Raw genomic sequence first — 25,275 nt, 5'->3', positions numbered from 1 at the left:
TTTGAGATGATTACAAATGTCAACCTGCTTTTTTACCTAAAAAAGCGAAATGCGAAAACCAAGGGGCCCATCAAAATCTACCTGCGCTTTACCGTAGAGGGCCAGAGGGCAGAAATTTCCACCAATAAAAGCTGTACGGCAGAGAAATGGGATACCAAAGAGGGGCGTATGCTCGGTAGCCGTGAAGAGGCCCGTACCATCAATTCACAACTGGACAGGATGCAGACCAAGGCAGAGGAACTCTATAGGCTGATGGCGCTGAATGAAGAGCTGCTCACCGCCGAAACACTAAAGAACCGTTTCCTGGGCAAGGTGGAAAAAGCACGTACATTGATCGCTGTTTTCACGGACCATAACGATAAGATGAGGTCATTGTTGGGACAGGAGTACGAAAAGAGTACGCTGGGCAGGTATGAAACATGCCTTAGCCACGTCAAAGATTTTATGAAGTCCAGATATGGTATTTCCGACATTCCTGTTTCTAAGATCAGCTATACTTTTTTGGAGGATTTTGACTACTACCTAAGGAGCGTCAGAAAAAACGGGAACAACTGTACCATCAAATACCTGAAGAACTTGGGCAAGGTTATCCGTATCTGTCTGGGCAATGGCTGGCTTACGGTAGACCCTTATATCAATTACAAGCCAAAGGCCAAGCAGGTCGATAGGCAGGTGGTCAATCTGGAAGAGCTCGATCGGCTGAAGGCAAAGGAATTTACAATCGAACGCCTGGCCGTGGTAAGGGATGTGTTTGTTTTCTGTTGCTATACTGGACTTGCGTATGCTGACGTATTCAAGCTCAAAAGGGAGGAACTGGTAGAGGGCGCAGACGGCAACCGATGGATTTTTACGCACCGTAAAAAGACGGACACGCTGTCCCGTATTCCGGTGCTTCCCGCAGCTATGGAAATCATCGAAAAATACCATGATGATGTCAGGTGCCAAGTCGCAAATTCGCTTCTGCCTGTAATGAGCAACCAGAAGATGAATGCCTATCTCAAGGAGATTGCAATATTGTGCCAAATTGAAAAGCCGTTGACCTTTCATATTGCACGCCATACCTTTGCCACTACCGTCACCCTTAACAATGGTGTGCCCATAGAGAGCGTGTCGAAGATGTTGGGTCATACCAGCATAAAGACGACACAGATCTATGCCAAGGTAATGGACCAGAAAATAGGTGCGGACATGGAAAGGCTGAAGATGAAACTGGCCTAATGATCTTTAAATGTGCGGCAGGTTCCGCACATTTTTTTTAAAAAATATTTATAGTATTTAAAAGTAAAGCTCGACAGGATATTGTATGGATATGAAGATAAAAATCATAAACCCTATCGTAGAAGAAGAAGAGTATTTTACGTGGGAAAGAAGAAAGGGCGAAAGTACCATCCAGAATGAAATCGATGGTGAGGTCGAGGAATTTGTAGTTAGGTCCTGTGATAAACCAAAAGGTGGTGAATTTGTGATACAGGTTTTTGAAAATGAGTTCCAGGTGAAGATTATAAACCAATCAAGGCCTGACAATTCGGCCGTTAGCCGAAAAGGAATATCTGGAGCAATGCTTTCGGTGCTCTTTGAGGAATATGGTGGAAAGAGAATCGTTTCCAGTTCAAATCGTGTAAAAGTATATCCTAATGAAGGCCGTACTGATGAAATGGAACGGGTTTATCGTAAACTTCGCTTGCAGGGCAGGGTAATTTATGATGCCTCTAAAGACGAATATTATTTTAATGAAAGTTGCCACAGGGATAATGGGATGTTTGTAGACACAAAACGGGAAGCAGATTAAAATCTAATTGGTCTAGACCAGCGTGCCTCATTTGCCGTATTACATCTTCTGATCTTAGCGGAAAAGAAATGTTATGACAGCGATAGACTTAATTACCAAAAGCGACCTGGAGCTATTCAAGCGGGAGCTTTTTGACAAGCTCGAAGAACTAAAGATTGGTGGCACCACCGAAAAAGGTCAGTGGCTACGAAGTGCAGAGGTAAGGCAGATGCTCAATATATCTCCCGGAACGCTCCAGAACCTGCGGGTTGATGGTGTACTACAGCCGAGCAGGGTAGGCAAAATATACTTTTACAAAAGAGAGGATATCTTAGCCATACTTGAAAAGAACAAGACGGGAAGGGAAAGATGGGAAAGGTAGCATTTGCCGATGTGCTACAACGCTTGGGAAAGGATGAGCGATTGTACAACAGCCATTTGTCGCTGATTGCTGCCGTCTATTCATTGGTACCCGAGCAAACCTTGCGGCCTATCAAGGTGAGCAGAAGGGAACTGATGTCGCTTTCCAGGATCAGGTCGATTGCCACCTACCACAAGTGCATCAAGGAACTGGTAGCCTATGGTTACATCCAATACTTCCCCTCCTATCACCCTACCGAGGGCAGCCGTGTTGCCTTTGGCAATTTGCTAAGGGCTTGATATTTCGATAGTAGGTATGTTAAGACCATTTATAACAATATGGATACCTTTACTTCTCTTGAAAGAACATTTCAGGCACTTAGCGCGTGCAAAAAATGACCTCATTTTCACCACCAAAGCGGGAAAATGAGGTCTTAAAGATGTCCGTTTTACTTTATTCGAACAGTAGTGCTACTGCCTGTGTGAATTTTTCATTATCACTATGGCTTTCGGCATACTTTACGATGCGGTCATTTACGAATATCACCGCATAGGTAAAACTTAACTGGTCGGAAAATACCCGACTGCTCCTTACCATATCCGTCCTGTATTTCTTGAGTATTGCCTCTGCCTCCTCGGAAAGGTTCATCCAATAATCAAAGGGCATAAAGTCGTTGTTCCACTCCTTGGCATAAACTTCCCTGTTCTCCTTGAAATCCGAACAGACTGCCAAAAGGTGGTCGAGCAGTGCCGTTATTTCCTCGGGAAAAAGGTCGTGCAACAACCTTAGCTTGTCCCTGTTGTCAAATTGCGCTAATGCTTTCATATCTTTAGGTTTTGGGCGGGCTGTGAAGCCCGCCTTTGGTTTAATAATCGGTTTAATTTTCATTGTCGGTACTTTCAGCGATTGCCATGGCACTATGATAGGCATCATTGCTGATGTGCCGCTGCCATGCGCCCTCTGATGGCGACCATCTGAAGCCTCGGGCTTTTAGCCGTTTCCTTGTTTCTTCCGATGGCTTGCCCTCAAAGATGATTTGCAAACGGTTGGCCTCCGTGTTCTCCAAAATGCTAATGCCGTTAATGGTCTTATCAATCTGTTGTCTTTCCGCATGGTTTTTCAATTGTGCGATACGGTTCTGCACCTGTCTGATGTTTGCATTATTGTTGCTAAGGCTGTAGGATGCAAAGCCGATATAGCCCATCACGTTGGGGGTGGTCAGTTCCTCCCATAGTTTTTCCGTTGCGTTCGCAATCTTTAGGAAACCATCTTTATCCTTTTTCTTGATGTATCTGTTAGCGGATTTCATGAACTCCTGTTCATCCTGTAGCGACTTTAGTTTTTCCTCCAATTTTTCTAGGGCATTCGGGTCGTCAGAGGATATGGCATCGTTGTTGGCTATGCTTTCTGCCTTGCTTTCATAGTATGCCGCCCTGTCCATCTTTTCAAAGGACTTGCCGAATTTGTTGTGTATCTTATCCCTGTACCTGCGGTCGGCTTTCTCGGAGTGGTGTCCGACCAGAATGGGCTGCCCCATCGGTATAAAGCTTGCCATTTCCCTTGCGGAGTTATAGAGCGTTTCCGCCTCACTTTCGTTTTTTTTAGCCAACCTTTTGGCGTTGGCTATACGCCTTTCCCTGCGCTGCTGAAAATCGTGTTTCATAAAAGATGCGCCCTTTGGACGGTTGCGCCTCCGCTTTAGGTCAATGGATATAACTGTTTTTTGGCTTCGAGCCATGCAGCACCTCGCTACCATATTTCGCACGTATCTCGTCCAATGATTTTTTACCGCCCTTTGAGACCTTGTATTCCGCTGTACGGAAATACCAAGCGAGTTTTTTCGGGGCGAACATCAAGCCCGCTTCCCTTAGTGCCTTTCTGTGGGCATAGGTATCGCCCGTTACCCAAATCCACCAGCCTACAAGCTCGATGGTGATGCCCCCAAGGTGGGCAATGGCTCCAATCGCTTTACGGTAGGCTTCCGAAGAAAGGATTTCTTTCTCCGTTTCCTCTTCCGATAGGTTTGCCCCCTTGATAAAATGGGCGCTGATATAGGCGAATTCCCTGTTCACCTCCTGCATGGTGGCGGTATCTCCACCAACATCGGGGTGGTACTGCTTTGCCAGCTGTTTATATAGTGTCTTGACCTGGTCAAGTGTGGCGCACTCCCCGAACCACTTCATAAGGGTTCGTGCTTTGGGGTGTGGTGGATGTTCTTCACGTTGCGAACCCTAGAGAGCAAAATCTCGGTTTCAAGCACGTTGATGTTTGCCGTATCGGTTAGGGTCAATTTAGACTGCGTTTCCAGCTCGTTAACGATGTCCGATAACTGGCTATGGTCTGCGTGGACTGCCACACGTACCATGATAAAAACGGTTTCATATTTCATCTGTTTATCATCTTGTTTTTAATTGTCAGATGGAGCTGACGGTTCATATGGGTAATTCATGGTTAGTTGAAAATTCGATGAACTGTGTATAATAGGTTTGCTGGTCGCCCTCTTTGAGCGTTTCCCCGTAGCCCTGCCAATAGAGCTGGTCAAGGTGTTCGATAAATGCTTCTTCCATGATATTAGGATTAGTGGAACAAAGAACGCCCCCGTGCTCGGGCACAGGGGCATTGTGTTTTAGTTGGGGATAATGATTTCGCCCTCGATTTCAGCCAATTTGTCCACGCAGAGCGTGTTCACGTATTTGGCAACGGCATTGATGATAAAAGGGTTCTTGGTGCTGAACTCCTTGCCCTTGTCGTCCTCAATGGTCAGTATGCAACCTTGAAAGTGGTTGCTGTCGGTCTCCTCGGCATCGTCCAACTGTGCCACCTCGAAGGCTTCCAACGTGCCGATGGTATCCAATAGCTTATCCCTTTGGATTTTGCGGCGATGTAGGGTCTCGATTAATTTAATCGTGCTGTCAAGGTTGAGCGGTGCTTTTTCCTCTTTCAACTGTGCCTTAATCTCTGTCTTGGTCGGCTCTACCTTTGGGGCTTGGGCCGCTGCGTTCTGCTTTGCAGTTTCCCTTGGCTGCTCGGTCTTCTCCGCCTGCGGTTTTGGGGCTTCGGCTTTCGGCTCTTCGATAACCTGCCCCGTAATGCTGTCCCTTGCCGGTACTGCCGGACGGATTGCCTTTTTATCTGTTGCCTTGTGCTGTGCTGTAGCGTTTTCTACTCCTTTGCTTCCGATTACGATTGTTTTCATGATGTCTAATTTTTAGTTTATGTTCAATAAATATTTCCACTATCTGCCCAAATAGGGCGGTTCTCGCTATGCCCTGCGGTCTGACCGCTCGGGCGGTGGGTGCTGTGGGTGGGCTTCTGCCGTTTCTCGTTTTCATCCTGCTATCGCTTTTAAGTATAAAGGCAGTCGGCAGGAGCCTCCTGTCTTTTTGATAGGCAACCGCACCTAAACCAATCCACGATACAGGCAAGGCTTTGCGAAAAAAAATACCTCGGGAGCGCAGCGAGCAGGGAAGATTTTTTTTTCAGCAAACCCCTTGGGGCTTGGCCTTGACTAGGTATCGTGGATTGTTGAGAAATTTGCTACCAAAAAGACCGAGGGTATTTCTAACAGAGGTAGTAGAAGTTTTGCCAAAAACTAGCTGTAGATGTATTATTTAGGTTCGTTTGCAGATGTCTTTTCGCTTGGAACTTTGGTTAAAACATAGCAACAAGTCGATATGATTAGGAAAGCCTATTTGTTCTTTCGGAAAAAACAGATATCTTCAATAATTAAATGACTCTTAACCAATGATACAAGCCAATATTAGACATTCTGACGGCAGATATGGGCCCTCCCCAAAAAACAGTTATTACTACAAGCCTAATCCAAAACATGGTGTAAACTCTCGAAATTCGGAGGGTACAAATTGGTGCATTAAGGAGAACGCAGAATTTTCGGTATTTATTCACGCAGAATCACATGAAGAACATCTGTACTGTAATGAGAACAATTGCTATTTCTCAATTATAGACAACGGCAAAGTCATGCTGGGACAGGATGGCCAAAAAGTTGCTAAATTCCCTGTAACTTCAAATTGTAGCGACGCTTGGCATGGATACCCAGTAAGGTGTATTACCAAACATGATACGCCAAGTGAGGAACTTTTGGACTTAATGGTTAAGGCGGAGTATATAACCGACCTTACAAGGAGTAGAATAGAAAGGGGGAAATATTGAGACCTATAACTATCAGATTAGCCAGTTCCGTAACAGATGCTTTCTTTTACATGGGACAACTTTTTATTCTTAATAAGGATAACACACTTCGAGCAATTTCCCATCAAAAACTCTTTGACAAGTACCTTTATACCAATACCCTTGCTGAAAACGAATTATTGATAAAGTTGCTGTTTAAAAACGACAGCCTACATAATAAAAGCACATTTGATTACGACGAGTCTTATCGTACATTTTTTGATAACTTTTGGCATCGTATGTCTAACAAGGTTTGCGAAATTCAACTTGATGTTGAAGACTTTAAAGTAATCTGCGAATTGCCTGAAAAAGGGGCACTGGATTTCGTTCTATATGGTGAAAGGGCATACTTAGGAAATCGTGATGGTCTGTTCGAATGTCAGCTAGGCTTTAATGACGATCGTGTTTCACTTGCTTCAAAAGGCTTCAATAGAGTCTTTGATAGTAAAACCATTGGTTTAAACCCACGTATTGGCAACATCTTGGTAAGTGCCAGAGATGGACTTTTTTTGGGAGCAATAGTTTCTAGGGAGGATCGTACTAACGTTAATAAGGATCCGATTGATGAATCATCTCTGCGTACTGGTTGGGCACAATATAATTTTGTGAACTACAAGTCTTCGACCGATGCCAGTTTTTTTGTTAACAAGGTCGAGGAACAAAAGGAAACCATAGGGATTAATTTTTCAGTGGATGATGGCAGTAATAGAAATATGAAAATTACAGAGATCGGTTCAGAAAAGCGTTCTCTTACGAAAACCATTGAACATGCCGCGCCAAAAGATGATGTGATTTATACATTTAACTCGCTCGGCAACTCATTTGCGATTACACGAAAGGGCAATGTATTATTTAGTCGCTTTAAGGATGACTTAAGTGACAGGGAAACGTTAAGTGAATTCAAACCTTTCAGAGGCATTTCATTTGACTTAGATGACCTGGGTTTTCCATTATCTGGCCACGTAGTCCAAATGGGGACGGTTGTTGAGTTCTTTGATAAAGTCTTCCTTATTAGATATGGGGTCATAGAACAGATTAGCAATTTCGAATGCAGGCAGGTCAGGACATTTCCTTCTTCGAAATGGTTTAAAAATATTGCGTTGACTATTTCAGAGGATTGTTTTGAAATTCATACTGTCCATCCGTACCTTTAAAAAATGGCCTCAAATATTAACATAAAAAAAATGTCATGGATAATGGAAGAGGCTTACAAGGTCGTAAAATTAAGGTTAATCCTAATAAAAACGGAAAGGCCGTACCAAAATTGGCACGGCCTTTCTCCCAAAACAGTATGTGCTGTTATTTTGCATTCTTGCGCTCGGTGATTTCCTTGCGTATGTCCGTAGCAAGCACTTTCAATTGCTGCATACTGTTTCTTACTCTCGTACCAGCAGCACTGTTGTGCCTTTCGTAGAACTTGGTTACGTCCTCTTCGATCGAGGCCACCAGTTCCTTTACCTTTGCGAATTTTTCCATATTGATTTAAAATTAGTTTTAATGTTATGGAAACTGCCATTAGACAGTTTTCCGATATAGCTAAATTATAGTTTATTTATAGAATTAGTTCTGTTTGTGAAATAAATGGCGATTACCACTAGATTCGCATCCCCTGGCTCTGTTGTTGCCTTTGCTCGTTAGACCTGCTTTGCGACATACTCTGCGAAAGGGCGGTCTCCTTCATCAGTGCCTCCCTCTTTTCGGGCTTGCCGTCCAGATCATAAAAGTTCAGCTTGCCATAGCGTACCGCCGCTTCCACAAAGAGTTTGATTTCCTTTCCGTCCTTAACGGCAGTGACCATCGGGCGGTTGCCGTTGCGCAATGAGGTTTCCAGTTTTTCGCGCTTGGCAGGGTCTTCGATGTCCTTGATCTTGAAACTGTCCAACACCTTGGAAAGGTCGAAGCCATAGGACGGGTCGTTGAACTGTTTGAAGCCAAGGTTGTTGTGTTTGTCCCTCGCCTTGTCGGTATCGAGCTGCATCCATGCCTTATAGGGTACGCCGTCCCTGCTCAACAGGTCGTCACGGTAGACGGTACGGCCCTGCACCAGGTTTGCGGCCTGTTCGGCGGTAAAGCCCTTGCCGTGGTCGACCCAAAAAGTCTGTGGCAGGTTCTGCGAATAGTAGGTCGACTGGAAATCCTTGGCCACATAGTTGACCTTGCCGCCCTCCATCAGTGCCAGCTGCTGGCTGTCTTCGAACTTTTTGCCAACGGACAGGGCACTGTCGCCCTTCTGCGCCTTGAACAGTTCGATGGCCTCGACCACGTTGCCAACAGGTTTGAACTGTGGCTTGCCGTCCCTTGGCGGGGTAATGACAAAGTACTGCTGTCCCTCTTCCAGTGCCTTGCCCTTGTTCAGGGTAGCCTCGTAGCGGTTGAAATAATAGAAGTCGGACTGTCCCGACTGCTTGAACTCCAGGCTCAGGTCAACACGTCCCCTGGTGCCGTTAATGGTCTCGTGCAGTTTGAAGAGTGGCACGTCCTTTTTCATGTTTTCTTCCATCTGGGCTATCAGCTTTTCGCTGAAGCCCAACATTCTCATCTCATCTCTGAGATCGTCTCGGTTGTTCAAATTCATGGTCTGTTTATCTTTAATGTTATCGGAATGCGCCAAGGCGCTTAATTTCTCCAGTTCGGACATATTGCCCATCACTTTACCCACCACGCCCGTTCGCACCGAAGGTGGAAAGGGCACCTGCCTGTAGAACAGTTCCATGCGAGTGGGGTTGCCCTCGATGATGGCGGCCTGCAAAGGGGTATCCCTAAAGTAGGTGTACATTAGGTAGTCCGTGATGTCCTGTGCCCGATGGTGGTCCTCGTTGGGCCTTTTGGGGTCCGGTACCGAAAAACGGTAGATGTCCTTGAATACCAAATCCATTCTTGCAGTCAGTTCATCGGACATTTGGTAATCGCTCCGTAGCCTTCCCCCGGGATGCTTGCTCCAATCTATGATACTTATCTCATCTTCCAAAAGCTTGCTGTCGACACCGTTGTACACAAAGTGAATGGGAAGTGGATGCTGTGCGGGTAGCAGCAGGGCATAGCCGTCCAATGAAAGGCGGCCATCGGGCTCAAAGCCCAGATAGAGCTCAAAGTTGGCCTTTTCGCTACCGAAGTACCTCGAAGCCGACACTTGGTCAAAGCTCGTCGGGTCGTCGTAGAAATCTTCTATCCGTTTTTCCAGTTCCTCGCTGTACAGTCCTATCGCCCTAAGGTCGTCCAGCAGTTGGGCAATGTTCTGCCTCATTTCCATCATCGGTGTCATGGCCTGTGCTCGTTATTGCGCAGCAGTACCTGCTGGCCGCCCTTCAACTTGACCCTGATGCGCTTGACCTTTCTGCTCAAAAGGTTCTTTGCCGCATCTATCCCCGCGCCTGCGGCCTGTACACCTAGGGACTGCTCCATCGTCAATAGCTGCATCCCCTGTAATGCCGATGAAGCACCGTTTCCGGCAGCCTCGCCCAACTCGGCCTCTGGCGCATCGATACCAATCAGGCCATCCAGCGAGAACACCGATAGGTCTACGGGAATGATGGAGCTGCCCAATCGGATATGCCTGATATTGAGCAATAGCCTTTGGTTGGTGATGTTACAGGCACCGAACAGCAATTGGTTTTTCGGTACCAATATATTCTTGATGCGTAGGGTATCCGTTAAGCGCAGCTTGACCACCGCTCCCTGAGCCACTTTCTGGTTGCCCTCGATGACCGCTGGTATGGCCCTAAAGGCACTATCTGGCACAACGGGCAACTGTTTCAGCTGCTCCTGGACCAGATTAGGGTTCTGTATGGCAATAATCTTGTCCATCATCGAAGCGAGCTGGGCCATTTCGGGGTCGTCGCCCTTGCCGCCAGATTGCATGGTCTTCATCAGTGCCTCTAACCTGTCCACATCGCCCTTCATGGATGCTGGCTGTGGCCTTGTGCCGTTAGCGGCACCCGCATACCCCGCAACCGGTGCAGGCCTGGTCATTTCCACATTCAGCGCCTTCAGCTTTTCGTTGATGGCCCTGGTCTGCGGGTCTTCTTCCTGCCCTGCAAAGCCCAATCGGTCGGCCACGGCCTTGATGCCGTTATCGTCCTTATTGCCCGAACTATCACGTTCGGCCTGCCTGTAAAAGCCCATCTTATCCTTGGGCTCCTCTTTTCCCTTGAAGCTGGCATCGGGCAGAGAGGTGTTGATACCAGCCCCTAAACCTTCAGAGTTGGCAGCTGCATTTCCGCCTCCACCGCCAAGGGCATAGAAGCCCAGTGCAAGGAAGGGGATGACAAGTAGCGGCAGTACCAAAAGTAGCTTCCGCTTGTCCCTTTTCTTTTTTTCCATACGATATAATATTAAATGGTGAATAATCTGTTAACTGATGGCGCTATAGAGCAGGTACAAGAGGTAACCTCCGAATATCAGGCAAAACGCCATCAGCCCATAAAGCAGTTTCCTGCCCGAAAGCCGTCCTGCCTTGCTGTTGAGATAGCTGGCCACACGCTGCTGCACCGAAATGATCTTTCCCGCAATCTTTCCGGCAAGCTCATCACTGGACAGCGCTTCCCTTTTCTTTTTAAATAGCTTCATCTTGTCAAGGCTTTAAAGGTTCATCCTGGTTGACGAGTATCTCCCAGTTCTGCACCAGAAAACCGTGCGGATTGTTGTCCGTTTGGCTCTTGATGTCGCGCACCCTGCCCTGGGTGACCAGCCTGCGCACGAGGGTACTGCTGGAGCGAACCAGCCTTTGGGTAGCGTAGCAGGTAAAGGCATAGGGGTACTGGTCAATATCCAATCTGGTGCTATCTACACTAATCTCCTGGGAAATATTGGCAGAAATGAGGTTGTTGTAATAGCCAGATTCGCGAAGGTTGTCATATTGTTTCTTGCCCGATTCATCGGCCAGATAGAGCGCCCTTGACATGGTGGCCTGTATCGCCTTGTCATCGGGACTCAGCGTAAAGAAATACTGGTGGAAGGTCTTGATATGGTCGCGGAGCTCCACTTCCAGATTGCTCTTTTTGTCCGATGCGACCGCTTCCAGCACCTTGCCGTTATATAAGATATGTATCCTATTCTGTGCCCGGTCCACGATGTCATAGCTCTTGTAGATACAGAAGCACATGCTAGCTACATTGGCCAGGATCAGAAAGATGCTGAAAGTCCTGATGTGCCTAAAGGCGGTGTCGATGTTCCTGAACTGTGTAAACATGATTAAAAGATTTAAAGGTTAATTCCCGGACAGTTTATCGTGCATATAGCCGCCCGCTTTTCCCAGGGCCCGACCTACGGCACCATGCGTTCCCGTACCCTCGGCCTTGCCCGAATAGCCCTCGCCGATATGTTTGCCCGCACTCAAGATATTTCCAGCACCCTGCGCCATCCTGCCTCCACCAGCCGCTGCTACTGCTCCGCCTGCTCCCGCACCGGAGGAGACCATACTGGTCACTTTCTGCAGGAGCGTATTGGCACCGCCCGCATGGACGATATAGCCCGCCACGTTCGGTACCGAGCAGTAGCCCACGATACCAATGATGAGGAAAATAAGGTATCCCATATCGGTGTCGCTGAAGAAGGTATCGCCCTGGGCACCAATCTGTCCGATATCGATCCTGAGCATGTTCTCCTGTATCTTTCCGATGATGCTGCCGAAGATATTGGCCACGGGCAGCCACAAAAAGACATTGACATAGCGTGCCATCCATTGGGTCAGGGTCTGTCCGAACCCGTCGAAGACCGCAAAGCCGAAGACCAGCGGGCCGAGGATTGCCAAGATGATGAGGTAAAAGGTTCGGATGGTATTTATGCACAAAGAAGCAGCTGCAAAGATGACCTGCAATACCTGGCTCATCCATTCCTTGATGCTGTTGCGGAAATTGTAGGACTGCTTGTCCATCCAGAACTTGATGTCGTTGCCGATGCCCTCAAAAAAGCCTTCATCGCTGCGCTCGGGGTCCTTGGGATGCGTGTAGCGGTAGGATAAGAGCCCAGCGCCTTGCCACATTAACTGTGGTAGGTTTCCAAGCCCTCTCCTCCGAACCGCACGTACCTGTCTCCAGGTATACGGCTCTCCGAACAATTTATTCAGTCTAACTTTCCTGCGTGTATTTTGTAATGACATTTTGAACATACTGCTAATGTTTTTCTTTTTCTTGCAATCATTCTTTTCTCCCAATCCTGTTTTCCTTTCAGGTCGCTCAGTTTGCGTATGTGGTGCATTTCGAGATTCTCGGTAGCCCCACATAGTTCACAAACCTTGTTCTGCAACCTCGTAATGAGGCTATTTCTACCACCTGTTTTGGTGACAGTCCTTGGAATGTTGTCCACGTATCCACCACGTGCCAGTTTTTGGCGTTTGAAACCAGTGTTGTGAAATCGACAATAGCGTTGTTTTCCATCTTTGTCTTTGTAGAGGATGGTAAACACACCATTGATATCGTGCTTCCGCTTTTCTTTGTAAATGGAGGTTTGGTATTTCATAGCATAGGTTTTGTACAAAGTTGATGATGTAAAAAGAGGGCTTTATTTCGTAGTTATCTTTGTACTTCAACAGTTTGTTGTAGGCGATCCTGGAGAGGTCGTCGTACTTGAAATCATAGAGGAACATCGAAAAGCCCTTGCGGATGTGCTGGTCGATGATGTGGCGGATGACGAAATAGGACTTTCCCGCACCGGGCGTTCCCGCTACGAGCATCCCACGGAAGGGGTTGATAACGTTGATCCAGCTGTCCCTTTGTTCGTCTTTTAAGCGGTATTTGGTGGGCAGGTTGACCGAGTATTCGTTTTCCAGTAGCCGCTCTTCCTGCGGAAAGGTTTCGTTGTCAGTGTTGAAGATGTCCTTTTTTAGTTTTTCCTTGATGAGCCTTGACAGCAGGCCGCCGCCCGTGAGTATGAGCATGTAGCCCGTAGCGGTGAGGGTGATGTAGCTTATGGCAATGATGCTCGGACTGCCGTTCAGATAGAAACAGAGCACGCTGATGAAATAGAGTATCAGTCCGCTCAGCAGGTAGGCGATAATGGGCCTGAGCTGTATCTTCTCGTCCTTTCTGCCCGAAATGGCCACTAGGGAAATCGCTAGGCAGAGCAGACTGGCGAGTTTAGGTTTTAGGATACTGTTGAACAAACCAGTCTTGGCAATATTTGCCATAATGCGGTCGGTAATTTCCGCGGTCCAGCCCCATTGCTTGAAGGCCAGATAACAGCAGAGGTAAAAATGGATGGCCAGTATAAACACACTGATGAGCCTGGTGAAATCGGCAATCTTGCGCAGGGCCTGTATATCTTCTCCGGTATTCATGATTTTTAGTTTAAATGCGTAGTCCTTTTTTTCTTTTCTTCTTTCTGCGGGGCATGGTCGGTTCATTGGGCGATGTAGGTGCTATGATCTCTTTGAGATACCTGTTCGGAGCAATAGGGGCAAGATAACGGGTAGGTTTGTTGTTGCTTAGGTAGGTGGTTTGTGGTCTGACCGGTCTGAGATAGGTCTTTTTGTGGTCAGTACTGCTAAAACGTTCGGTCAATGCCTTTGCGCCGTAGCTTTTGCCTAAATCACTGCCGTTAAAGACCGAGCGGGTACGGTGGTCGATGAAAGTGGCACCATAGATAAAGCCCTGCTCGTTCTGCCTAAACACCACGCCGATATGTTGTTTCTGTAGCTCTGCCATGAATGTGTTTTTCGTAATGCTATCGTAACCACCGAATACCCATTCGATGCGCCGGGCAATGCTTTCTTTATAGGGCTTGCGCTTTTCCCTGTTGCGCTCGAATTTCTTTTCTATTTCTTTTAAGGTAGGCTTGGTAGCCAATGCACTCGCCTTAAAGGGAATACCCACTCGGTTGCCCTTGCTATCGGTCAGCGAATAGATGAGTCCCCGTTTTTCGAACATCAGCGTGTCCTCTTTCCCACGGTCGGCCGTGACGTTGAACTGTTTTAAGATGGCGTTATATTCGGCAAGGGAAGTGAACTTATAGCTGCGCATGACTTCCGATACCACGTTATAGATGGCCCGTTTGGTCGGTACCTTCCCATAGATGACCTTTTCAATATCAATGGCCTTGACCGCAAGTACCTCACTCTTGTTCCTGCCCTCTGCCTTGATGAGGCCAAATTCTGTTTCCAGTTCCTTTCTTGCTGTTTCCGATAGCGTCCTTCCAATGCCGTGGATGTCGATGCGTTTGCCATTGGGCTGGATGTTGGTGGTCACGATATGGATATGCGGATGGCTGACGTCCTTGTGGTGGTAGACTAGAAAGGGCTGCTCGCCGAAACCGATGCGCTCCATGTAGCGCTGGGCGATTTGTTGGAACTTTTGGGTGTCCACTTTGTCATTCCTGTCAAAGTTGAGCATGATGTGCAGGGCATTGGTCTTTACCCTTTGGTTTAACTGGGTGAGGTGTTCGAAGCGGTTGAGCTTGCCCCTAAAGTCGAGCCCATCGATGTCCATGGCAAAGCCGCTGGCCATGATCAGGCTGGCCTGCATCTCTGCCACCTTGTTCTCGTTATAGATGAGCAGTCCGCGGATGCTCTGTCCGCTGATTATCCTTGTAACCATTTTTCGGCGAGTTTGGTGATGAGCGTTAGCAGTCTTTCTACTTTTGTATCGACTTTTTGATAGAGACTGGCGACTTGTAGGATGTACTGCTGGCGCTGGCTGCCTTCCTTGTCGGTGTTGAAGGTTCGGGTGATCTGGTTGATGTTGATGCCGATGGCCTTGAGTTCCCTGCGTATACCAGCGAGTTCCTCCATCGGTGCGTTTATGGTGGTGTCTGTATAGAACAGGTGGAGCTTCTTTCCAGAGAGTATCCTGCGCACGATTTCGGCGATGGTCTGGTGGCCCGATTCCCTGCGTAGTTTTTCAAGTCTGTTGAATTGCTGCTGGCTCACCCTTACGATGAGGTTGCGGCTCAGTATTTCTTCCTCGTTTTCCTGCTTTTTTCTTGGCATGGGCTGTCACTTTTGGGTGTTCCAAGGATTTGCGAGTTCCGAGCAAATCCCCCGACCTCAAGGGCGGCAAGATTTTTTTCGCGCATGCGAAAATACATCTTGCAAAACACTGGGGTGTTAAAGGTGCGGCCTGTTGGTCGGTGTTTTAGAACGGTGGGTTGGTGGTTAATGAAGGTTGGTTTTAACGCTGTTGCTCTTTGAGCGTTTTGGTGCTCCGGGGCGGAGCAAATGATTGGAGCAGTTTCCGTATCTTACAGCGGGGGTTGATGCGGATGCGCTTGGTTTTGAGTTGGGGTTTACCGTAGCTGGGTATTTTTTGGGTCTTTGTCATGGTTGTACGCTTTTGTTTTTCAAAAGTGCACAGGGTGGTCTTGGTCAAATGAGGTACGTAGGGTTAGACCAATTGGAAGTTTTAAATTTCAGATTGTGAAATATGTGAAACTTTTACACGATCCTTGAAAATGGGAATAAAAATTAGCTTAGTTTTGCCTAAACAAAAATTCCCCGGAAAACCTATCTTCCGAGGAATTTGAATTACCAATATCCCTGCGGGAATATTGTTTTTTCTATTAAGCTGATAAGGGAGTTAATCGCTCCCTTATTTATAGGATAAAGATACCAATGACTTCTCAAAATGGCTCTTTTTAGTTGTTAACACGGTTAAATTTAGTTTGAAACTGGTATGTTTTTAAAACATTGATATTCAGGTTTTTGCAAATGTGGATAACTTTAGGTTTCGGGTGCTTTTTTTTAGGTAGGTAAATGTGGATATTTAAGTATGAAAATAGGTTTTAGTGGTCATGAGACGTTTGTTTGTAGGCAATTTTGGCTGAAGAAGGGATATGAGCATTTAATTGCTGAACGTTCCTTCTCCGACGAAGACGCCGTTGTACATCTGGGGGTTGGAAAGAACATGACCACCTCGATCAAGTTTTGGTTAAGGGGCTTTAATATTATCGATGAAGCGGACCAGTTGACAGAATTTGGCCACTTTCTATTGGCTGGTGCCGATCCATATCTGGAAGACACGGCCAGCCTCTGGTTACTACATTATTCGATCATCAAAAATCAGCGGGTTTTTATTTTCAATAGTTTTTTTAACCAGTTTCTGAAAGAGAAGAACGAGTTTACCAAACCTCAACTGATTGCTTTCCTGAAGCGTAAGACAGAAGAGGCAGGGCTAAAGCATTTTAGTGATAAGACCTATGATGCTGATGCGAATGTTTTCCTGCGAACTTATAATCGTGCAGATGATGGTAAGACTGATGTAGAAGAGGAGACTGCTAATCTGTTGATTGAACTGAACCTGGTCCGTCCGTTCAGTAAACTGGATACGGAAGGCAAGAACATCGTACAATGGTTTCGCGTAGTTAGGGGAAACAGGACAGAACTTCCATTGGCCATTTTGGCCTATGTGATTGTAGATGTTTATGGAGGTCAGGTAGGTACTATTGCATTCAAGGACTTATTGGAAGGTATAAATTCCCCAGGGAATGTTTTTTGTATCACCGAAAAGGGCCTGGAGGACAAACTGATCGAGTTGGCCCAAGCGTTTCCTACGCAATTTGTATATAATGAAACTGCCGGGAATAGGGTGCTACAGATTCGGCAGGAACTGGAAAAAGACATATTTTTAGAAGGATACTATAATGGTTAAACATTTTTCTCCATCCCAAAATATACTGCTGAACAACTTTGAGGTAGCGGATTATATCGTTACCCCGAATGCACAGGAGGTATTTGATTCGCTCATCAGGAGTTATGTTGCAGGTATAAGGTCGTTCAATCTGATTGGTGCCTATGGCACTGGTAAATCGACTTTTCTTAATGCTCTGGCCTATCATGTCAACGAAGAAAAGGTATTCGTGGAACGTGAGGACTGGATGCGCTTTTCAAGCTTTGAGATATTGAAATTGGTCGGAAGCTATGATTCTGTCATTGATAGCGTCGCTGAAATTATAGGTGTTTCGAAGATGAAACCCTCTATTATTGTGCAGGCGCTGGAAACTAGGATTGTAGAAGCTAATGCCAAAGGAAGGGGCTTTATCTTCCTGATCGACGAATTCGGGAAGTTTCTAGAATATGCTTCACGTCATAGCGCGGAAAAGGAACTTTACTTTTTGCAGCAGATAGCGGAATTGGTCAACAATGCTGGTCATGAGGTCGCGTTTATTACCACGCTGCATCAGGATTTTTCCGCATATGCGATATCGTTGAATGCCACCCAACGGAATGAGTGGACCAAAGTTAAGGGACGTTTTAAAGAGCTTACCTTTAATGAACCTGTGGAACAGCTCTTGCTTTTGGCCAGTCGTGTAGTTGAGGGAAGGCCACAAAAAGAGAATATCGGCCATATAAGGCAATTGATAGACATCATCGGAAAGTCCAATGCCTTTCCCCTAAGGGATTACTTTGAGGAAGAAATGGCCAAGAAAATCTGGCCATTGGACTTATTGTCTGGAAGCGTATTGGCACTTGCACTGCAACAATATGGCCAAAATGAGCGTTCGCTCTTTACCTTTTTGAATACGGATAGTTTCTATGGCCTCGATGAATTTGATGCTGAACGTCAAAATTTCTACGGTGTCGCTAATATCTACGATTACCTTAGCTACAATCTCTATTCATTTCTAGGCTCTAAGTCGAATATCCATCATACCAAGTGGGCGGAAATCAAGAATGCCCTTGAGCGGGTGGAAGGTGAAGTAGAGGATAAAGAGCATATGCTTTACAGCACCTTGATCAAGACCATTGGTCTGCTCAATATTTTCAGTCATGCTGGCGCCAAGTTGGATAAAGACTTTATCGTCGCCTATATTGAGCTTACTTCAAAACTTAGGGGCGTAGGTCAGGCCATCGAAAATTTGGAGAAAAGAAACCTATTGGGTTATAATAGGTATTCCCGCCGCTTTTTCTACTCTGAAACCACCCTGGTAAATATTGAGGATGCGATAAACGAGGCTGGTCAGGAAATTAGCAGGGCAAACAATATTGTGGGTTTCCTAAATGGCTATTTACCGTTGGCTCCAGTTTCGGCAAAACGGGCCTATTACGAAAGAGGTACACCAAGAGTATTTGAATATAAGATTACGGATGACCTTTACAGAGCATCACAACCTAGTGGTCAGGTAGATGGGTATATTAACCTAGTCTTCAGTCCTAACGTTACGGCAGCTGGCATCCTTAGGGAATCGGCATCACAGAACCAAGCGGTAATCTACGCCCACTTCTTAAGGGTTGATGATATACGACATTGTATCGAAGAAATCGAGAAGGCGGAAATCGCAAGGGCAAAATACGCTTCGGACAAGATTATCCAAAGAGAGTTGGGCGCGATTATAGACATCCAGAAAAGTCTGCTCAATTATTTTCTTTATGAGGGCTTTTATGATCCGGAATCTGTTCGTTGGTATTACGCGGGAAGAAATATCACTTTTGAAAATAGTAGGGAACTGAATTCTTTCCTTTCTAATATTGTGGACGAGGTTTATCCGTCAACACCGATATTCAAGAGTGAGTTGGCTAACCGTACAAAGCTTTCTGTTGCGATTTCAACTGCCCGTAAAGCATTGTTGGAGGCGATCATCAATCATGAAAATGAAGAGGGACTTGGTATTACCGGTTTTCCACCGCAAAGGGCAATCTATCTTTCTTTACTTAGGGAGACGGGCATACATCGTCTGACGGAGGAAGGATGGATCTTGAGGGAGATTGCCGAGGATGAGGAAGATGAGTATGCCTTTAGGCCATTGTTTGTGGCTTGTCAGGCTTTTATCGAAACCACCGTGGGTGCAAGGCGTACCGTATCAGAGTTTTATGAACATCTTCAACTGGCGCCATTTAAATTGAAAAAAGGCTTTTTGGACTGCTGGATTCCCATCTATCTCTTGATGAAAACAGATAGTTTTGCGCTGTATGGACAAAATGGCTTTATTCCAGAAATCGATACGGAGGTGTTGGAGCTGTTGGTCAAAAATCCGCATCAGTACAGTATCAAGGCATTCGATACCGATGGGATCAAAGTACGTCTGTTCAATCAATATCGCGACTTATTGTCGCTTACTGAAACAAATAGAACCTCCAATGAGACCTTTATCAAAACTATCATTCCGTTCTTTAAGTTTTACAGGGACTTAAAGCCCTATGTTAAACAGACCAGGAATGTAAGCAGAAAGGCACAGTTGGTGAGGAAGGCCTTGACAGATGCAACGGAACCAGAGAAGCTTTTTTTTGAGGATTTGCCCAGTGGTTTGGGATATGACTTGATACAGCTCAGCAATAATCCAGAATTATTGAAGCAATTCAGTATAGATCTTCAGGAGGCTATCAGAGAGCTACGAAACGCTTACGAAGAATTATTGAGCAGGTTTGAGGGGATCATCAATTCTTTATGGAATAACAATAACGCTTTTGCCGATTATAAGGCGCAATTGCGCCAACGTTACCAAGGTGCCTTGAAACAATACCTGTTGCTGCCCTATCAGAAAACCTTTTATGATCGACTATGCTCGCCCTTGGATGATAGGGCTGCTTGGCTTTCTTCCGTAGCGCAGGCTACCGTGGGCAAGACGTTGGATCAGATTACGGATAAGGAGGTCGACCAGTTACAGGAGCGTTTCTTGAACCTGATACATGAGCTTGACAATTTGAATGACATGGCCATGCAGAATATTAATCTGGAACAGGAAGAAGTGTTCAAATTTGAACTAACTGCTCCAGGAAGTACCGTGAACCAGCGGATTGTGCGTTTGCCTAGAAATGCAGACCCCAACTTTCAACAGTTGGAAGCCGGATTGTCCGGTATGATGGAAACAGAGAATAGAAATACAAAAATTGCTATATTAGCTAAACTGTTGAAGCAGACATTGGAAAATGAAGAATAGTGTCAGACATGTGTTAGGTATTTCTGGAGGTAAGGACAGTGCTGCACTGGCCATTTACATGAAGGAGCTATATCCTCAAATGGATATAGAGTTCTATACGTGCGATACAGGCAAGGAATTGGATGAAACCTACCAATTGATCGATAATTTGGAGTCAAAACTTGGGGTGACTATCAAGAAGCTCGATGCTAAGAAGGCCGACCAAGATAACCCATTTGATTTTTATCATCAGTTATTTGGCGGCTATCTGCCTTCGTCCAATGCCCGCTGGTGTACACAAAAGCTTAAGATTGAACCTTTCGAGAATTATATAGGTGATACCCCGGTGATTTCCTATGTCGGAATCCGTGGTGATGAGGATCGGGAAGGCTATATTTCTACCAAGCCCCATGTGCAATCGATTTTCCCTTTCAGGGAAAATATTTGGAGCGAAGAGGTCGTAGGTAAGGTATTGGCTGCTGATAACCAAAAACAGCTATTGGATTTATACAAGGGGCTTTTGACCAAAAACCTTTACCAAAGAGCGGTAGATATTATCAAAACTCCTCTGCGTATGGGCTATACCCAGAATCAAAAGCTAAAAGCGCTACTGGGGCTGGGCATCAAGGAATTTAACCATGCTACATTCCAAAGTTTAAAGAATAGTCAGTTGCCTATTGCTTTGGTGGACAATTTTCCATTATTGGATAATGAGTCTATATTGGTCCGTGATGATATTTTTAGGATATTGCGTGAAAGCGGAGTTGGGGTTCCTGCTTATTACGAAGAAATTCCCTATGAGGTCAACGGCAAACAGGGAAAATATAACCGTAGCCGCTCGGGATGCTTTTTCTGCTTTTTTCAACGAAAAATTGAATGGGTATGGCTCTATGAACAGAACCCCGCTAAGTTCTTTTTGGCAATGGAATATGAAAAGGATGGTTATACTTGGATGCAGGATGAACGATTGGAAGAATTGATTAACCCAGAACGTATTAAACAAATAAAAAAAGAATTTTTAACCAAACAACAAAACGCTGCTCGAAACTATCGCTCTAACAAATTGATTGATATTTTAGACGCAGAGGAAGACGGTTGTTTAGCTTGCTTTGTATAGAATATGAAAAAACAAAATTTAACTTGGCGAATCCAAGATTTAGTTGATGAAAGAAAATCAATAAATCCTAAGCCTCAGTACCAACGGACTGAAGTTTGGACTTTGTCAAGAAAACAAAAACTAGTTGACTCTATTATTAAAGGTTTTGATCTTCCTAAATTTTATTTAAGGAGATTTGAAGATCATCCTTCTGGTTATATTTTTGAAGTGACTGATGGGCAGCAACGTATGCGTGCTATTTGGGATTTTGTCGATAATATTTATAAACTAGGAGAGACTAAAATTGGTGATGTTAAATTAAATGGTTTGACATTTTCTGAATTATCACAAGAAATTCGTGACATCATTTTAAATTTTGAGCTTTCCTTTTCCGAAATTTATGATGCAACCGAGCCGGAAATAAATGAATTGTTTGCAAGACTGCAACAAGGTGTAATATTAAATCCGGCTGAGTTAAGGAACGCCATCCCTAGTATTTTAGGTGCTGAATTAAAGAAACTTCTTTCAAATCCATTTTTTGCTTCTTCAAAAATTGTAGATAAAAGATTTAAGCATCAAGAATACTTGGATCACGCGGCTGCTTTATTTTTTTACCAAAACAATAAGGACTTGAAAGCAAAAGCTATGAGCGAATTATATGTGCAACTTAGTGAGGAAGATGCTGTTGATGAAGTTAAAGAATTAGTCGCTAAATTGAAAGCCAGCTTAGATATATTAAACAAGGTAAATGCTCAAATACCTGGCTACTTTAGGAATAAATGGGCATTTGTTGATGTAATGAATTTTATTTCTAAAAAAATAGAAAAGGGAGAGAAGATTAATGTTAAAAATCTTTCAGCTAGTTTTAAGAAATTTGAAGATGACCGTAAAAATCATACAAGTAAACCTCAAATTTTATTAGATAAAGATGGTGGAAGTTTTGATCCTGAACTGTATAAGTATATAAATGCCTTTAACAAAGACGGGGCCATTAAGACCAATATCGATAGGAGATTACAAGTTTTAGATGCAAAATTATTATTGTAGCGATTTCAAAAAACGGCTAGAGTTTTTTTAAGACCTTAGCCGTTTGAAACTTATATTCCTACATAATATTTATTATATCTTAAATCTGGCTTTTAATTCAACTGAAAAGCAATTTTTATTGTTGTTTTCTAAAAGTTAGTCAAATGTGTGCGGTAGAATTCATATTCTTCATTCACCTACCATTTGTAACAAATCGTTAGTTCCGAAGTTGAGGATAAATTCTGAGTAAAAACTAGAAAATAGGTCTTTCAGATAAATTCCCAAATCCACTTCTTCTTCGTGTTCTTTTGTCTGGTAGATGGTATATTTTCTGTTCTTGGTAATAGTATACAGGAACAAGGTGTGGAAGTATACCGAGGAGATGTATTTTTTGTCTGCGATTTCCAGCTGATCCTGACTTTTACAGTTGGATTTAAAGTTTTTGAGTACATGGCTGTCCATGTTAATTACTATTTTATCCACATTATCTCCGCTCACCTGTGGAATCATGACCACGTCGTAGTCGACTTTGTCATCCAGACCTTCTTCTACTTCATCCCAAGTGGAGTAATCATCCTTTTTTTCCTTGTAAACTAATACAAATGGGGGAAGTCCGATGTTGTCTTCTTCTGCTTCTTCTTCTTTTTTGGTGGTCTCTTTCTTGGCTTCTGGGTCTACAATCTTTACCCAGAATAGTTCCTCCAAATCTTCTCCAGGGCCAGTCAGTGTGGCTTTCAGTTCAATCTCGTCACCAACCTTCACTTCATTATTGGTGGTTAGGTTTAGACGGATGGTACCATCATGAGGACTGGAGGTATTGATGTTAAATACATCCTCTATCTGTTCCTCTACACCAGCTTTATCCCCACCGGTATTTTGATTTTCTTTTGCAGTATAACTTACCAGCCCAATGGTGAACTCTCCCGGCTCTTCTACTCGATCAAAATAGTGGTTTTCTACGTCTGTCTTGAAATGGATAGTCTTTTCCTGCCCTCTTGGTAGGTTGATACACTTTCTACCACCGTCCGACGGTGATTTCACTTTGAGAAAAGAGGGGAAACGTTGTGGTCTGAAAGCCTCCTGCTCTATTTTCTTTGTTTTATGTACATCAGGCTTCTTTTTAGGCTTGTCGTCTTTGATGTCTAGCTTAAAGGCTTGGTTGAGCAGCTTCATCAGGTTGCTATCCATTGGAAGATTCTTGGAGAAAGATTTCAGCATCTCCTGGGTATTTTTGGAATCGACGGATATGGTATCTCGTCTACGTTTTTCTATCTCGGCAAGCCTGCCTTTGGTGCCGCCTAATTTTGAAGTAAGGAATTTACGTAGCTTGGTGGTGTGGTCGCCTTCTTTCAGCCTATCCCTAGAAGCCATAAAGAGATCTTTTCTAAAATCATATTCCATGTGTGTACAGTCTACATGAATAAGAAGATGGTGCCTCAACAGTGTAAATTTCAACGATCTTGAAATGAATTCGGAGGTGAAATGACCGTGTACTTGCCCGTTCATGGAGAAAACGACAGACATATTGTTTTTGAAGAATTCCCTTTGGATAGATTCCTTCGTCTCTTTTACATTTTTATCATCTATTTTGGTATTGAATACGTAACAGGTGACCTTGAATTTCCCAATCTCCTGTTCGTGATAATCTTCAGAAAAATAGTCTTCGATATATTTGTTGTCGTCACCTTCGAGGCGTCTCTTCAATCCGAAGAGATCTCTTTCCAAGTTCCTGTCATCGGGATAGCGATACAAGCGGTCAACAGTGAGTACTGGTAGTGCGGGTTCAAAAAGGTACTCATTGATACTTTGATTGAGGTCTCTGGAGATTACCGAACGGCTTCCGGAGGGAAGGTCGTAAGAATATAGTTTGAGTATACTGCCCGTTTCAAACCAAGTCTCATGGAGACCAAGGTTTAATTTATCTATGGCAAAAGAGGGGATTTTTCCTTCAAGCTTTAAAAATTCGTACCAAGTGTTTTTCTTTCTGCCCTGCTCTTCTTTTGTTAGTGGATGTTGTCTAGTCAGCGTGAAACCAAAATCTCCGGTTTTGTCAAATCTTCGTGAGGCAATCAGTTGATACCCTTTCTTTCCACAGAAAACAATCGCACCGCTTCCGCCCATGTTATATTTTCCCTGAACGAACTGGATTTCATTTTTGTTGCCGCGAAGCAGGGATAGGAATGAGGTTTCAAAATTTTCAGGATGCTGCCCTTCCCCATTATCATAGATGGTAAGAGATGTGTTGCCCCTTGGTCCATCTGCCAGTATCTGTATTTCCTTAGCCTGCGCTTTTCTATGGCTTGTCAAATCCCAATCCCTGTACTTGGGGAAAAATATCGTTCTTGCCTGTTCCATGGTTTTAGGAGCCTCTTCAGAAACTGGATCAATACTGGCCTCATAACATTTCTTCATCAAAGTGGCGTCCACCGAATTGGTAATTTTCTCGATTAGGGCGGCAATGGGAGAAGCCTGCTGGTTTTCTATGACACCATAGTTGTTTTCATTGCCTCCAAGCGGATGCCAGTTGGAAGATTGGAATAGGTCTGTGTTCGAGCTTATGACTTTTTCTAGTTCATCTTCGGTATGGCAATTGAATAATAAAAAGAAAAGTTCTTGAGAAGTCATGTTAGAGCAGATTAGGTTAATGATAGAAATTGGTCGAGTATTTTCTTGAGTTCCAAAAGTCTTGGCCTCAGCTTATTTTCATTTTTCTCATAATAGTCCCTAATTTCTTCTACCCTTTGTTCATTTACAATTTCTTCTCTCAAGCTAGATTTTGGATAATTGGATTTGACATCAGTAAGTAGTGCGGCAAGAAATAATATGTTCAAATCTAGATTCCTATGGATAGGAAGCTCCTCGCTCTGTCTGCTCCACCTGTTGCTAACTCGTCTCCAAACTTTAAGAGAGATTTCATCATGGTCATATTGTGCATTGCCTATTGAAAGTGCTTCAACGTCTGTATTGCCGACATAGAAGCTGTCTATTTTGTCGTAATTGTCAACGCCTATGATTGGTTTATGGCTTAAATGTTTAGGTATACTCATAAAT

General features: G+C 44.5%; 26 protein-coding genes. 8 read left to right on the top strand and 18 right to left on the bottom strand.

Features of this window, described 5'->3' with window-relative positions; genetic code table 11:
- Window positions 1-6 precede the first annotated feature (6 nt).
- The 3 genes from DUT68_RS12435 to DUT68_RS12425 all read left to right on the top strand — a co-directional run bounded on the left by DUT68_RS12435 (window position 7) and on the right by DUT68_RS12425 (window position 2,150).
- Window positions 7-1,218, top strand: coding sequence for a site-specific integrase (locus DUT68_RS12435; RefSeq protein WP_113638530.1), 1,212 nt, complete (start codon window positions 7-9; stop codon window positions 1,216-1,218).
- Between the two features lie 91 nt (window positions 1,219-1,309).
- On the top strand, window positions 1,310-1,789 hold the full coding sequence (locus tag DUT68_RS12430; RefSeq protein WP_157960860.1) for a hypothetical protein: 480 nt from the start codon (window positions 1,310-1,312) through the stop codon (window positions 1,787-1,789).
- 73 nt (window positions 1,790-1,862) lie between these two features.
- The gene (locus DUT68_RS12425; RefSeq protein WP_113638528.1) at window positions 1,863-2,150 is read left to right on the top strand and encodes a helix-turn-helix domain-containing protein; all 288 of its coding nucleotides are present in this window, start codon (window positions 1,863-1,865) and stop codon (window positions 2,148-2,150) included.
- Between the two features lie 432 nt (window positions 2,151-2,582).
- On the opposite strand, the gene DUT68_RS12415 is transcribed toward DUT68_RS12425, so the two are convergent.
- The 6 genes from DUT68_RS12415 to DUT68_RS12395 form a co-directional block, all read right to left on the bottom strand.
- Window positions 2,583-3,017, bottom strand: coding sequence for a hypothetical protein (locus DUT68_RS12415; protein WP_237088332.1), 435 nt, complete (start codon window positions 3,015-3,017; stop codon window positions 2,583-2,585).
- On the bottom strand, window positions 3,007-3,792 hold the full coding sequence (locus tag DUT68_RS12410) for a DUF3560 domain-containing protein (protein ID WP_113638526.1): 786 nt from the start codon (window positions 3,790-3,792) through the stop codon (window positions 3,007-3,009). Before DUT68_RS12410 ends, DUT68_RS12415 begins: the two co-directional genes overlap by 11 nt.
- Window positions 3,793-3,832: 40 nt before the next feature.
- The gene (locus DUT68_RS12405) at window positions 3,833-4,312 is read right to left on the bottom strand and encodes a J domain-containing protein (protein ID WP_113638525.1); all 480 of its coding nucleotides are present in this window, start codon (window positions 4,310-4,312) and stop codon (window positions 3,833-3,835) included.
- A complete protein-coding gene (locus DUT68_RS12400) occupies window positions 4,309-4,485 on the bottom strand; it encodes a hypothetical protein (protein WP_157960859.1) in 177 nt (58 codons plus the stop codon). The genes DUT68_RS12405 and DUT68_RS12400 overlap by 4 nt, the downstream gene beginning before the upstream one ends.
- Window positions 4,486-4,561: 76 nt before the next feature.
- Complete coding sequence (locus tag DUT68_RS18600) at window positions 4,562-4,696, bottom strand: hypothetical protein (RefSeq protein ID WP_262510300.1); 135 nt, start codon at window positions 4,694-4,696, stop codon at window positions 4,562-4,564.
- Between the two features lie 59 nt (window positions 4,697-4,755).
- Window positions 4,756-5,325: a hypothetical protein gene (locus tag DUT68_RS12395; RefSeq protein WP_113638523.1), complete on the bottom strand. Its 570-nt coding sequence runs from the start codon at window positions 5,323-5,325 to the stop codon at window positions 4,756-4,758.
- Window positions 5,326-6,352: 1,027 nt separating this feature from the next.
- Here DUT68_RS12395 and DUT68_RS12385 point away from each other — a divergent pair.
- On the top strand, window positions 6,353-7,474 hold the full coding sequence (locus DUT68_RS12385) for a hypothetical protein (RefSeq protein WP_113638521.1): 1,122 nt from the start codon (window positions 6,353-6,355) through the stop codon (window positions 7,472-7,474).
- Between the two features lie 145 nt (window positions 7,475-7,619).
- On the opposite strand, the gene DUT68_RS12380 is transcribed toward DUT68_RS12385, so the two are convergent.
- The 10 genes from DUT68_RS12380 to mobC all read right to left on the bottom strand — a co-directional run bounded on the left by DUT68_RS12380 (window position 7,620) and on the right by mobC (window position 15,240).
- The gene (locus DUT68_RS12380; protein WP_113638520.1) at window positions 7,620-7,796 is read right to left on the bottom strand and encodes a histone H1; all 177 of its coding nucleotides are present in this window, start codon (window positions 7,794-7,796) and stop codon (window positions 7,620-7,622) included.
- A gap of 118 nt (window positions 7,797-7,914) precedes the next feature.
- On the bottom strand, window positions 7,915-9,582 hold the full coding sequence (locus DUT68_RS12375) for a hypothetical protein (protein ID WP_113638519.1): 1,668 nt from the start codon (window positions 9,580-9,582) through the stop codon (window positions 7,915-7,917).
- Entirely contained in the window at window positions 9,579-10,640 is a 1,062-nt protein-coding gene (locus tag DUT68_RS12370; protein ID WP_113638518.1) for a conjugative transposon protein TraM, read from the bottom strand. The genes DUT68_RS12375 and DUT68_RS12370 overlap by 4 nt, the downstream gene beginning before the upstream one ends.
- A 30-nt stretch (window positions 10,641-10,670) precedes the next feature.
- On the bottom strand, window positions 10,671-10,886 hold the full coding sequence (locus DUT68_RS12365) for a hypothetical protein (RefSeq protein ID WP_113638517.1): 216 nt from the start codon (window positions 10,884-10,886) through the stop codon (window positions 10,671-10,673).
- Window positions 10,887-10,890: 4 nt separating this feature from the next.
- Entirely contained in the window at window positions 10,891-11,508 is a 618-nt protein-coding gene (traK, locus tag DUT68_RS12360; RefSeq protein ID WP_113638516.1) for a conjugative transposon protein TraK, read from the bottom strand.
- Between the two features lie 18 nt (window positions 11,509-11,526).
- Window positions 11,527-12,300, bottom strand: a complete 774-nt coding sequence (locus DUT68_RS12355; RefSeq protein WP_113638618.1) for a conjugative transposon protein TraJ — start codon at window positions 12,298-12,300, stop codon at window positions 11,527-11,529.
- Between the two features lie 80 nt (window positions 12,301-12,380).
- On the bottom strand, window positions 12,381-12,623 hold the full coding sequence (locus DUT68_RS18685; RefSeq protein ID WP_370738883.1) for an HNH endonuclease: 243 nt from the start codon (window positions 12,621-12,623) through the stop codon (window positions 12,381-12,383).
- Window positions 12,583-13,593: a YWFCY domain-containing protein gene (locus DUT68_RS12350; protein ID WP_113638515.1), complete on the bottom strand. Its 1,011-nt coding sequence runs from the start codon at window positions 13,591-13,593 to the stop codon at window positions 12,583-12,585. Before DUT68_RS12350 ends, DUT68_RS18685 begins: the two co-directional genes overlap by 41 nt.
- A gap of 10 nt (window positions 13,594-13,603) precedes the next feature.
- Window positions 13,604-14,848 (bottom strand): relaxase/mobilization nuclease domain-containing protein, encoded by a 1,245-nt coding sequence (locus tag DUT68_RS12345; RefSeq protein WP_113638514.1) that lies wholly within the window; start codon window positions 14,846-14,848, stop codon window positions 13,604-13,606.
- Window positions 14,833-15,240 carry a plasmid mobilization relaxosome protein MobC gene (gene mobC / locus DUT68_RS12340; RefSeq protein WP_113638513.1) on the bottom strand — a complete coding sequence of 136 codons (408 nt, stop codon included), beginning with the start codon at window positions 15,238-15,240 and terminating at the stop codon, window positions 14,833-14,835. The genes DUT68_RS12345 and mobC overlap by 16 nt, the downstream gene beginning before the upstream one ends.
- Window positions 15,241-16,018: 778 nt before the next feature.
- On the opposite strand from mobC, the gene DUT68_RS12330 reads away from it, so the two are divergent.
- The 4 genes from DUT68_RS12330 (at window position 16,019) to DUT68_RS12315 (ending at window position 22,245) form a co-directional block, all read left to right on the top strand.
- Window positions 16,019-16,897 carry a DUF4007 family protein gene (locus DUT68_RS12330; protein ID WP_113638511.1) on the top strand — a complete coding sequence of 293 codons (879 nt, stop codon included), beginning with the start codon at window positions 16,019-16,021 and terminating at the stop codon, window positions 16,895-16,897.
- A gap of 463 nt (window positions 16,898-17,360) precedes the next feature.
- Window positions 17,361-20,123 (top strand): hypothetical protein, encoded by a 2,763-nt coding sequence (locus tag DUT68_RS12325; RefSeq protein ID WP_157960858.1) that lies wholly within the window; start codon window positions 17,361-17,363, stop codon window positions 20,121-20,123.
- Window positions 20,113-21,219 carry a phosphoadenosine phosphosulfate reductase family protein gene (locus DUT68_RS12320; protein ID WP_113638509.1) on the top strand — a complete coding sequence of 369 codons (1,107 nt, stop codon included), beginning with the start codon at window positions 20,113-20,115 and terminating at the stop codon, window positions 21,217-21,219. Before DUT68_RS12325 ends, DUT68_RS12320 begins: the two co-directional genes overlap by 11 nt.
- A gap of 3 nt (window positions 21,220-21,222) precedes the next feature.
- A complete protein-coding gene (locus tag DUT68_RS12315) occupies window positions 21,223-22,245 on the top strand; it encodes a DUF262 domain-containing protein (protein ID WP_113638508.1) in 1,023 nt (340 codons plus the stop codon).
- Window positions 22,246-22,413: 168 nt separating this feature from the next.
- On the opposite strand, the gene DUT68_RS12310 is transcribed toward DUT68_RS12315, so the two are convergent.
- Window positions 22,414-24,849, bottom strand: a complete 2,436-nt coding sequence (locus DUT68_RS12310; protein WP_198659590.1) for a hypothetical protein — start codon at window positions 24,847-24,849, stop codon at window positions 22,414-22,416.
- Between the two features lie 11 nt (window positions 24,850-24,860).
- Window positions 24,861-25,271 carry a DUF6530 family protein gene (locus tag DUT68_RS12305; RefSeq protein WP_113638507.1) on the bottom strand — a complete coding sequence of 137 codons (411 nt, stop codon included), beginning with the start codon at window positions 25,269-25,271 and terminating at the stop codon, window positions 24,861-24,863.
- Window positions 25,272-25,275 lie beyond the last annotated feature (4 nt).

This window comes from Pedobacter zeaxanthinifaciens (genome assembly GCF_003313335.1).
In the GTDB taxonomy this organism is placed as follows: domain Bacteria; phylum Bacteroidota; class Bacteroidia; order Sphingobacteriales; family Sphingobacteriaceae; genus Pedobacter; species Pedobacter zeaxanthinifaciens.
The sequence above is the reverse complement of the archived record's forward strand: the minus strand, read 5'-3'. Positions and strand labels throughout refer to the sequence as shown.

What these genes read in the sequence shown, in the direction of transcription:
- DUT68_RS12435 (WP_113638530.1), top strand. Translation starts at nt 7, where the DNA reads ATGATTACAAATGTCAACCTGCTTTTTTACCTAAAAAAGCGAAATGCG.
- DUT68_RS12430 (WP_157960860.1), top strand. Translation starts at nt 1,310, where the DNA reads ATGAAGATAAAAATCATAAACCCTATCGTAGAAGAAGAAGAGTATTTT.
- DUT68_RS12425 (WP_113638528.1), top strand. Translation starts at nt 1,863, where the DNA reads ATGACAGCGATAGACTTAATTACCAAAAGCGACCTGGAGCTATTCAAG.
- DUT68_RS12415 (WP_237088332.1), bottom strand. Translation starts at nt 3,017, where the DNA reads ATGAAAATTAAACCGATTATTAAACCAAAGGCGGGCTTCACAGCCCGC.
- DUT68_RS12410 (WP_113638526.1), bottom strand. Translation starts at nt 3,792, where the DNA reads ATGAAACACGATTTTCAGCAGCGCAGGGAAAGGCGTATAGCCAACGCC.
- DUT68_RS12405 (WP_113638525.1), bottom strand. Translation starts at nt 4,312, where the DNA reads ATGAAGTGGTTCGGGGAGTGCGCCACACTTGACCAGGTCAAGACACTA.
- DUT68_RS18600 (WP_262510300.1), bottom strand. Translation starts at nt 4,696, where the DNA reads ATGGAAGAAGCATTTATCGAACACCTTGACCAGCTCTATTGGCAGGGC.
- DUT68_RS12395 (WP_113638523.1), bottom strand. Translation starts at nt 5,325, where the DNA reads ATGAAAACAATCGTAATCGGAAGCAAAGGAGTAGAAAACGCTACAGCA.
- DUT68_RS12385 (WP_113638521.1), top strand. Translation starts at nt 6,353, where the DNA reads ATGGGACAACTTTTTATTCTTAATAAGGATAACACACTTCGAGCAATT.
- DUT68_RS12380 (WP_113638520.1), bottom strand. Translation starts at nt 7,796, where the DNA reads ATGGAAAAATTCGCAAAGGTAAAGGAACTGGTGGCCTCGATCGAAGAG.
- DUT68_RS12375 (WP_113638519.1), bottom strand. Translation starts at nt 9,582, where the DNA reads ATGACACCGATGATGGAAATGAGGCAGAACATTGCCCAACTGCTGGAC.
- DUT68_RS12370 (WP_113638518.1), bottom strand. Translation starts at nt 10,640, where the DNA reads ATGGAAAAAAAGAAAAGGGACAAGCGGAAGCTACTTTTGGTACTGCCG.
- DUT68_RS12365 (WP_113638517.1), bottom strand. Translation starts at nt 10,886, where the DNA reads ATGAAGCTATTTAAAAAGAAAAGGGAAGCGCTGTCCAGTGATGAGCTT.
- traK (WP_113638516.1), bottom strand. Translation starts at nt 11,508, where the DNA reads ATGTTTACACAGTTCAGGAACATCGACACCGCCTTTAGGCACATCAGG.
- DUT68_RS12355 (WP_113638618.1), bottom strand. Translation starts at nt 12,300, where the DNA reads ATGTGGCAAGGCGCTGGGCTCTTATCCTACCGCTACACGCATCCCAAG.
- DUT68_RS12350 (WP_113638515.1), bottom strand. Translation starts at nt 13,593, where the DNA reads ATGAATACCGGAGAAGATATACAGGCCCTGCGCAAGATTGCCGATTTC.
- DUT68_RS12345 (WP_113638514.1), bottom strand. Translation starts at nt 14,848, where the DNA reads ATGGTTACAAGGATAATCAGCGGACAGAGCATCCGCGGACTGCTCATC.
- mobC (WP_113638513.1), bottom strand. Translation starts at nt 15,240, where the DNA reads ATGCCAAGAAAAAAGCAGGAAAACGAGGAAGAAATACTGAGCCGCAAC.
- DUT68_RS12330 (WP_113638511.1), top strand. Translation starts at nt 16,019, where the DNA reads ATGAAAATAGGTTTTAGTGGTCATGAGACGTTTGTTTGTAGGCAATTT.
- DUT68_RS12320 (WP_113638509.1), top strand. Translation starts at nt 20,113, where the DNA reads ATGAAGAATAGTGTCAGACATGTGTTAGGTATTTCTGGAGGTAAGGAC.
- DUT68_RS12315 (WP_113638508.1), top strand. Translation starts at nt 21,223, where the DNA reads ATGAAAAAACAAAATTTAACTTGGCGAATCCAAGATTTAGTTGATGAA.
- DUT68_RS12310 (WP_198659590.1), bottom strand. Translation starts at nt 24,849, where the DNA reads ATGACTTCTCAAGAACTTTTCTTTTTATTATTCAATTGCCATACCGAA.
- DUT68_RS12305 (WP_113638507.1), bottom strand. Translation starts at nt 25,271, where the DNA reads ATGAGTATACCTAAACATTTAAGCCATAAACCAATCATAGGCGTTGAC.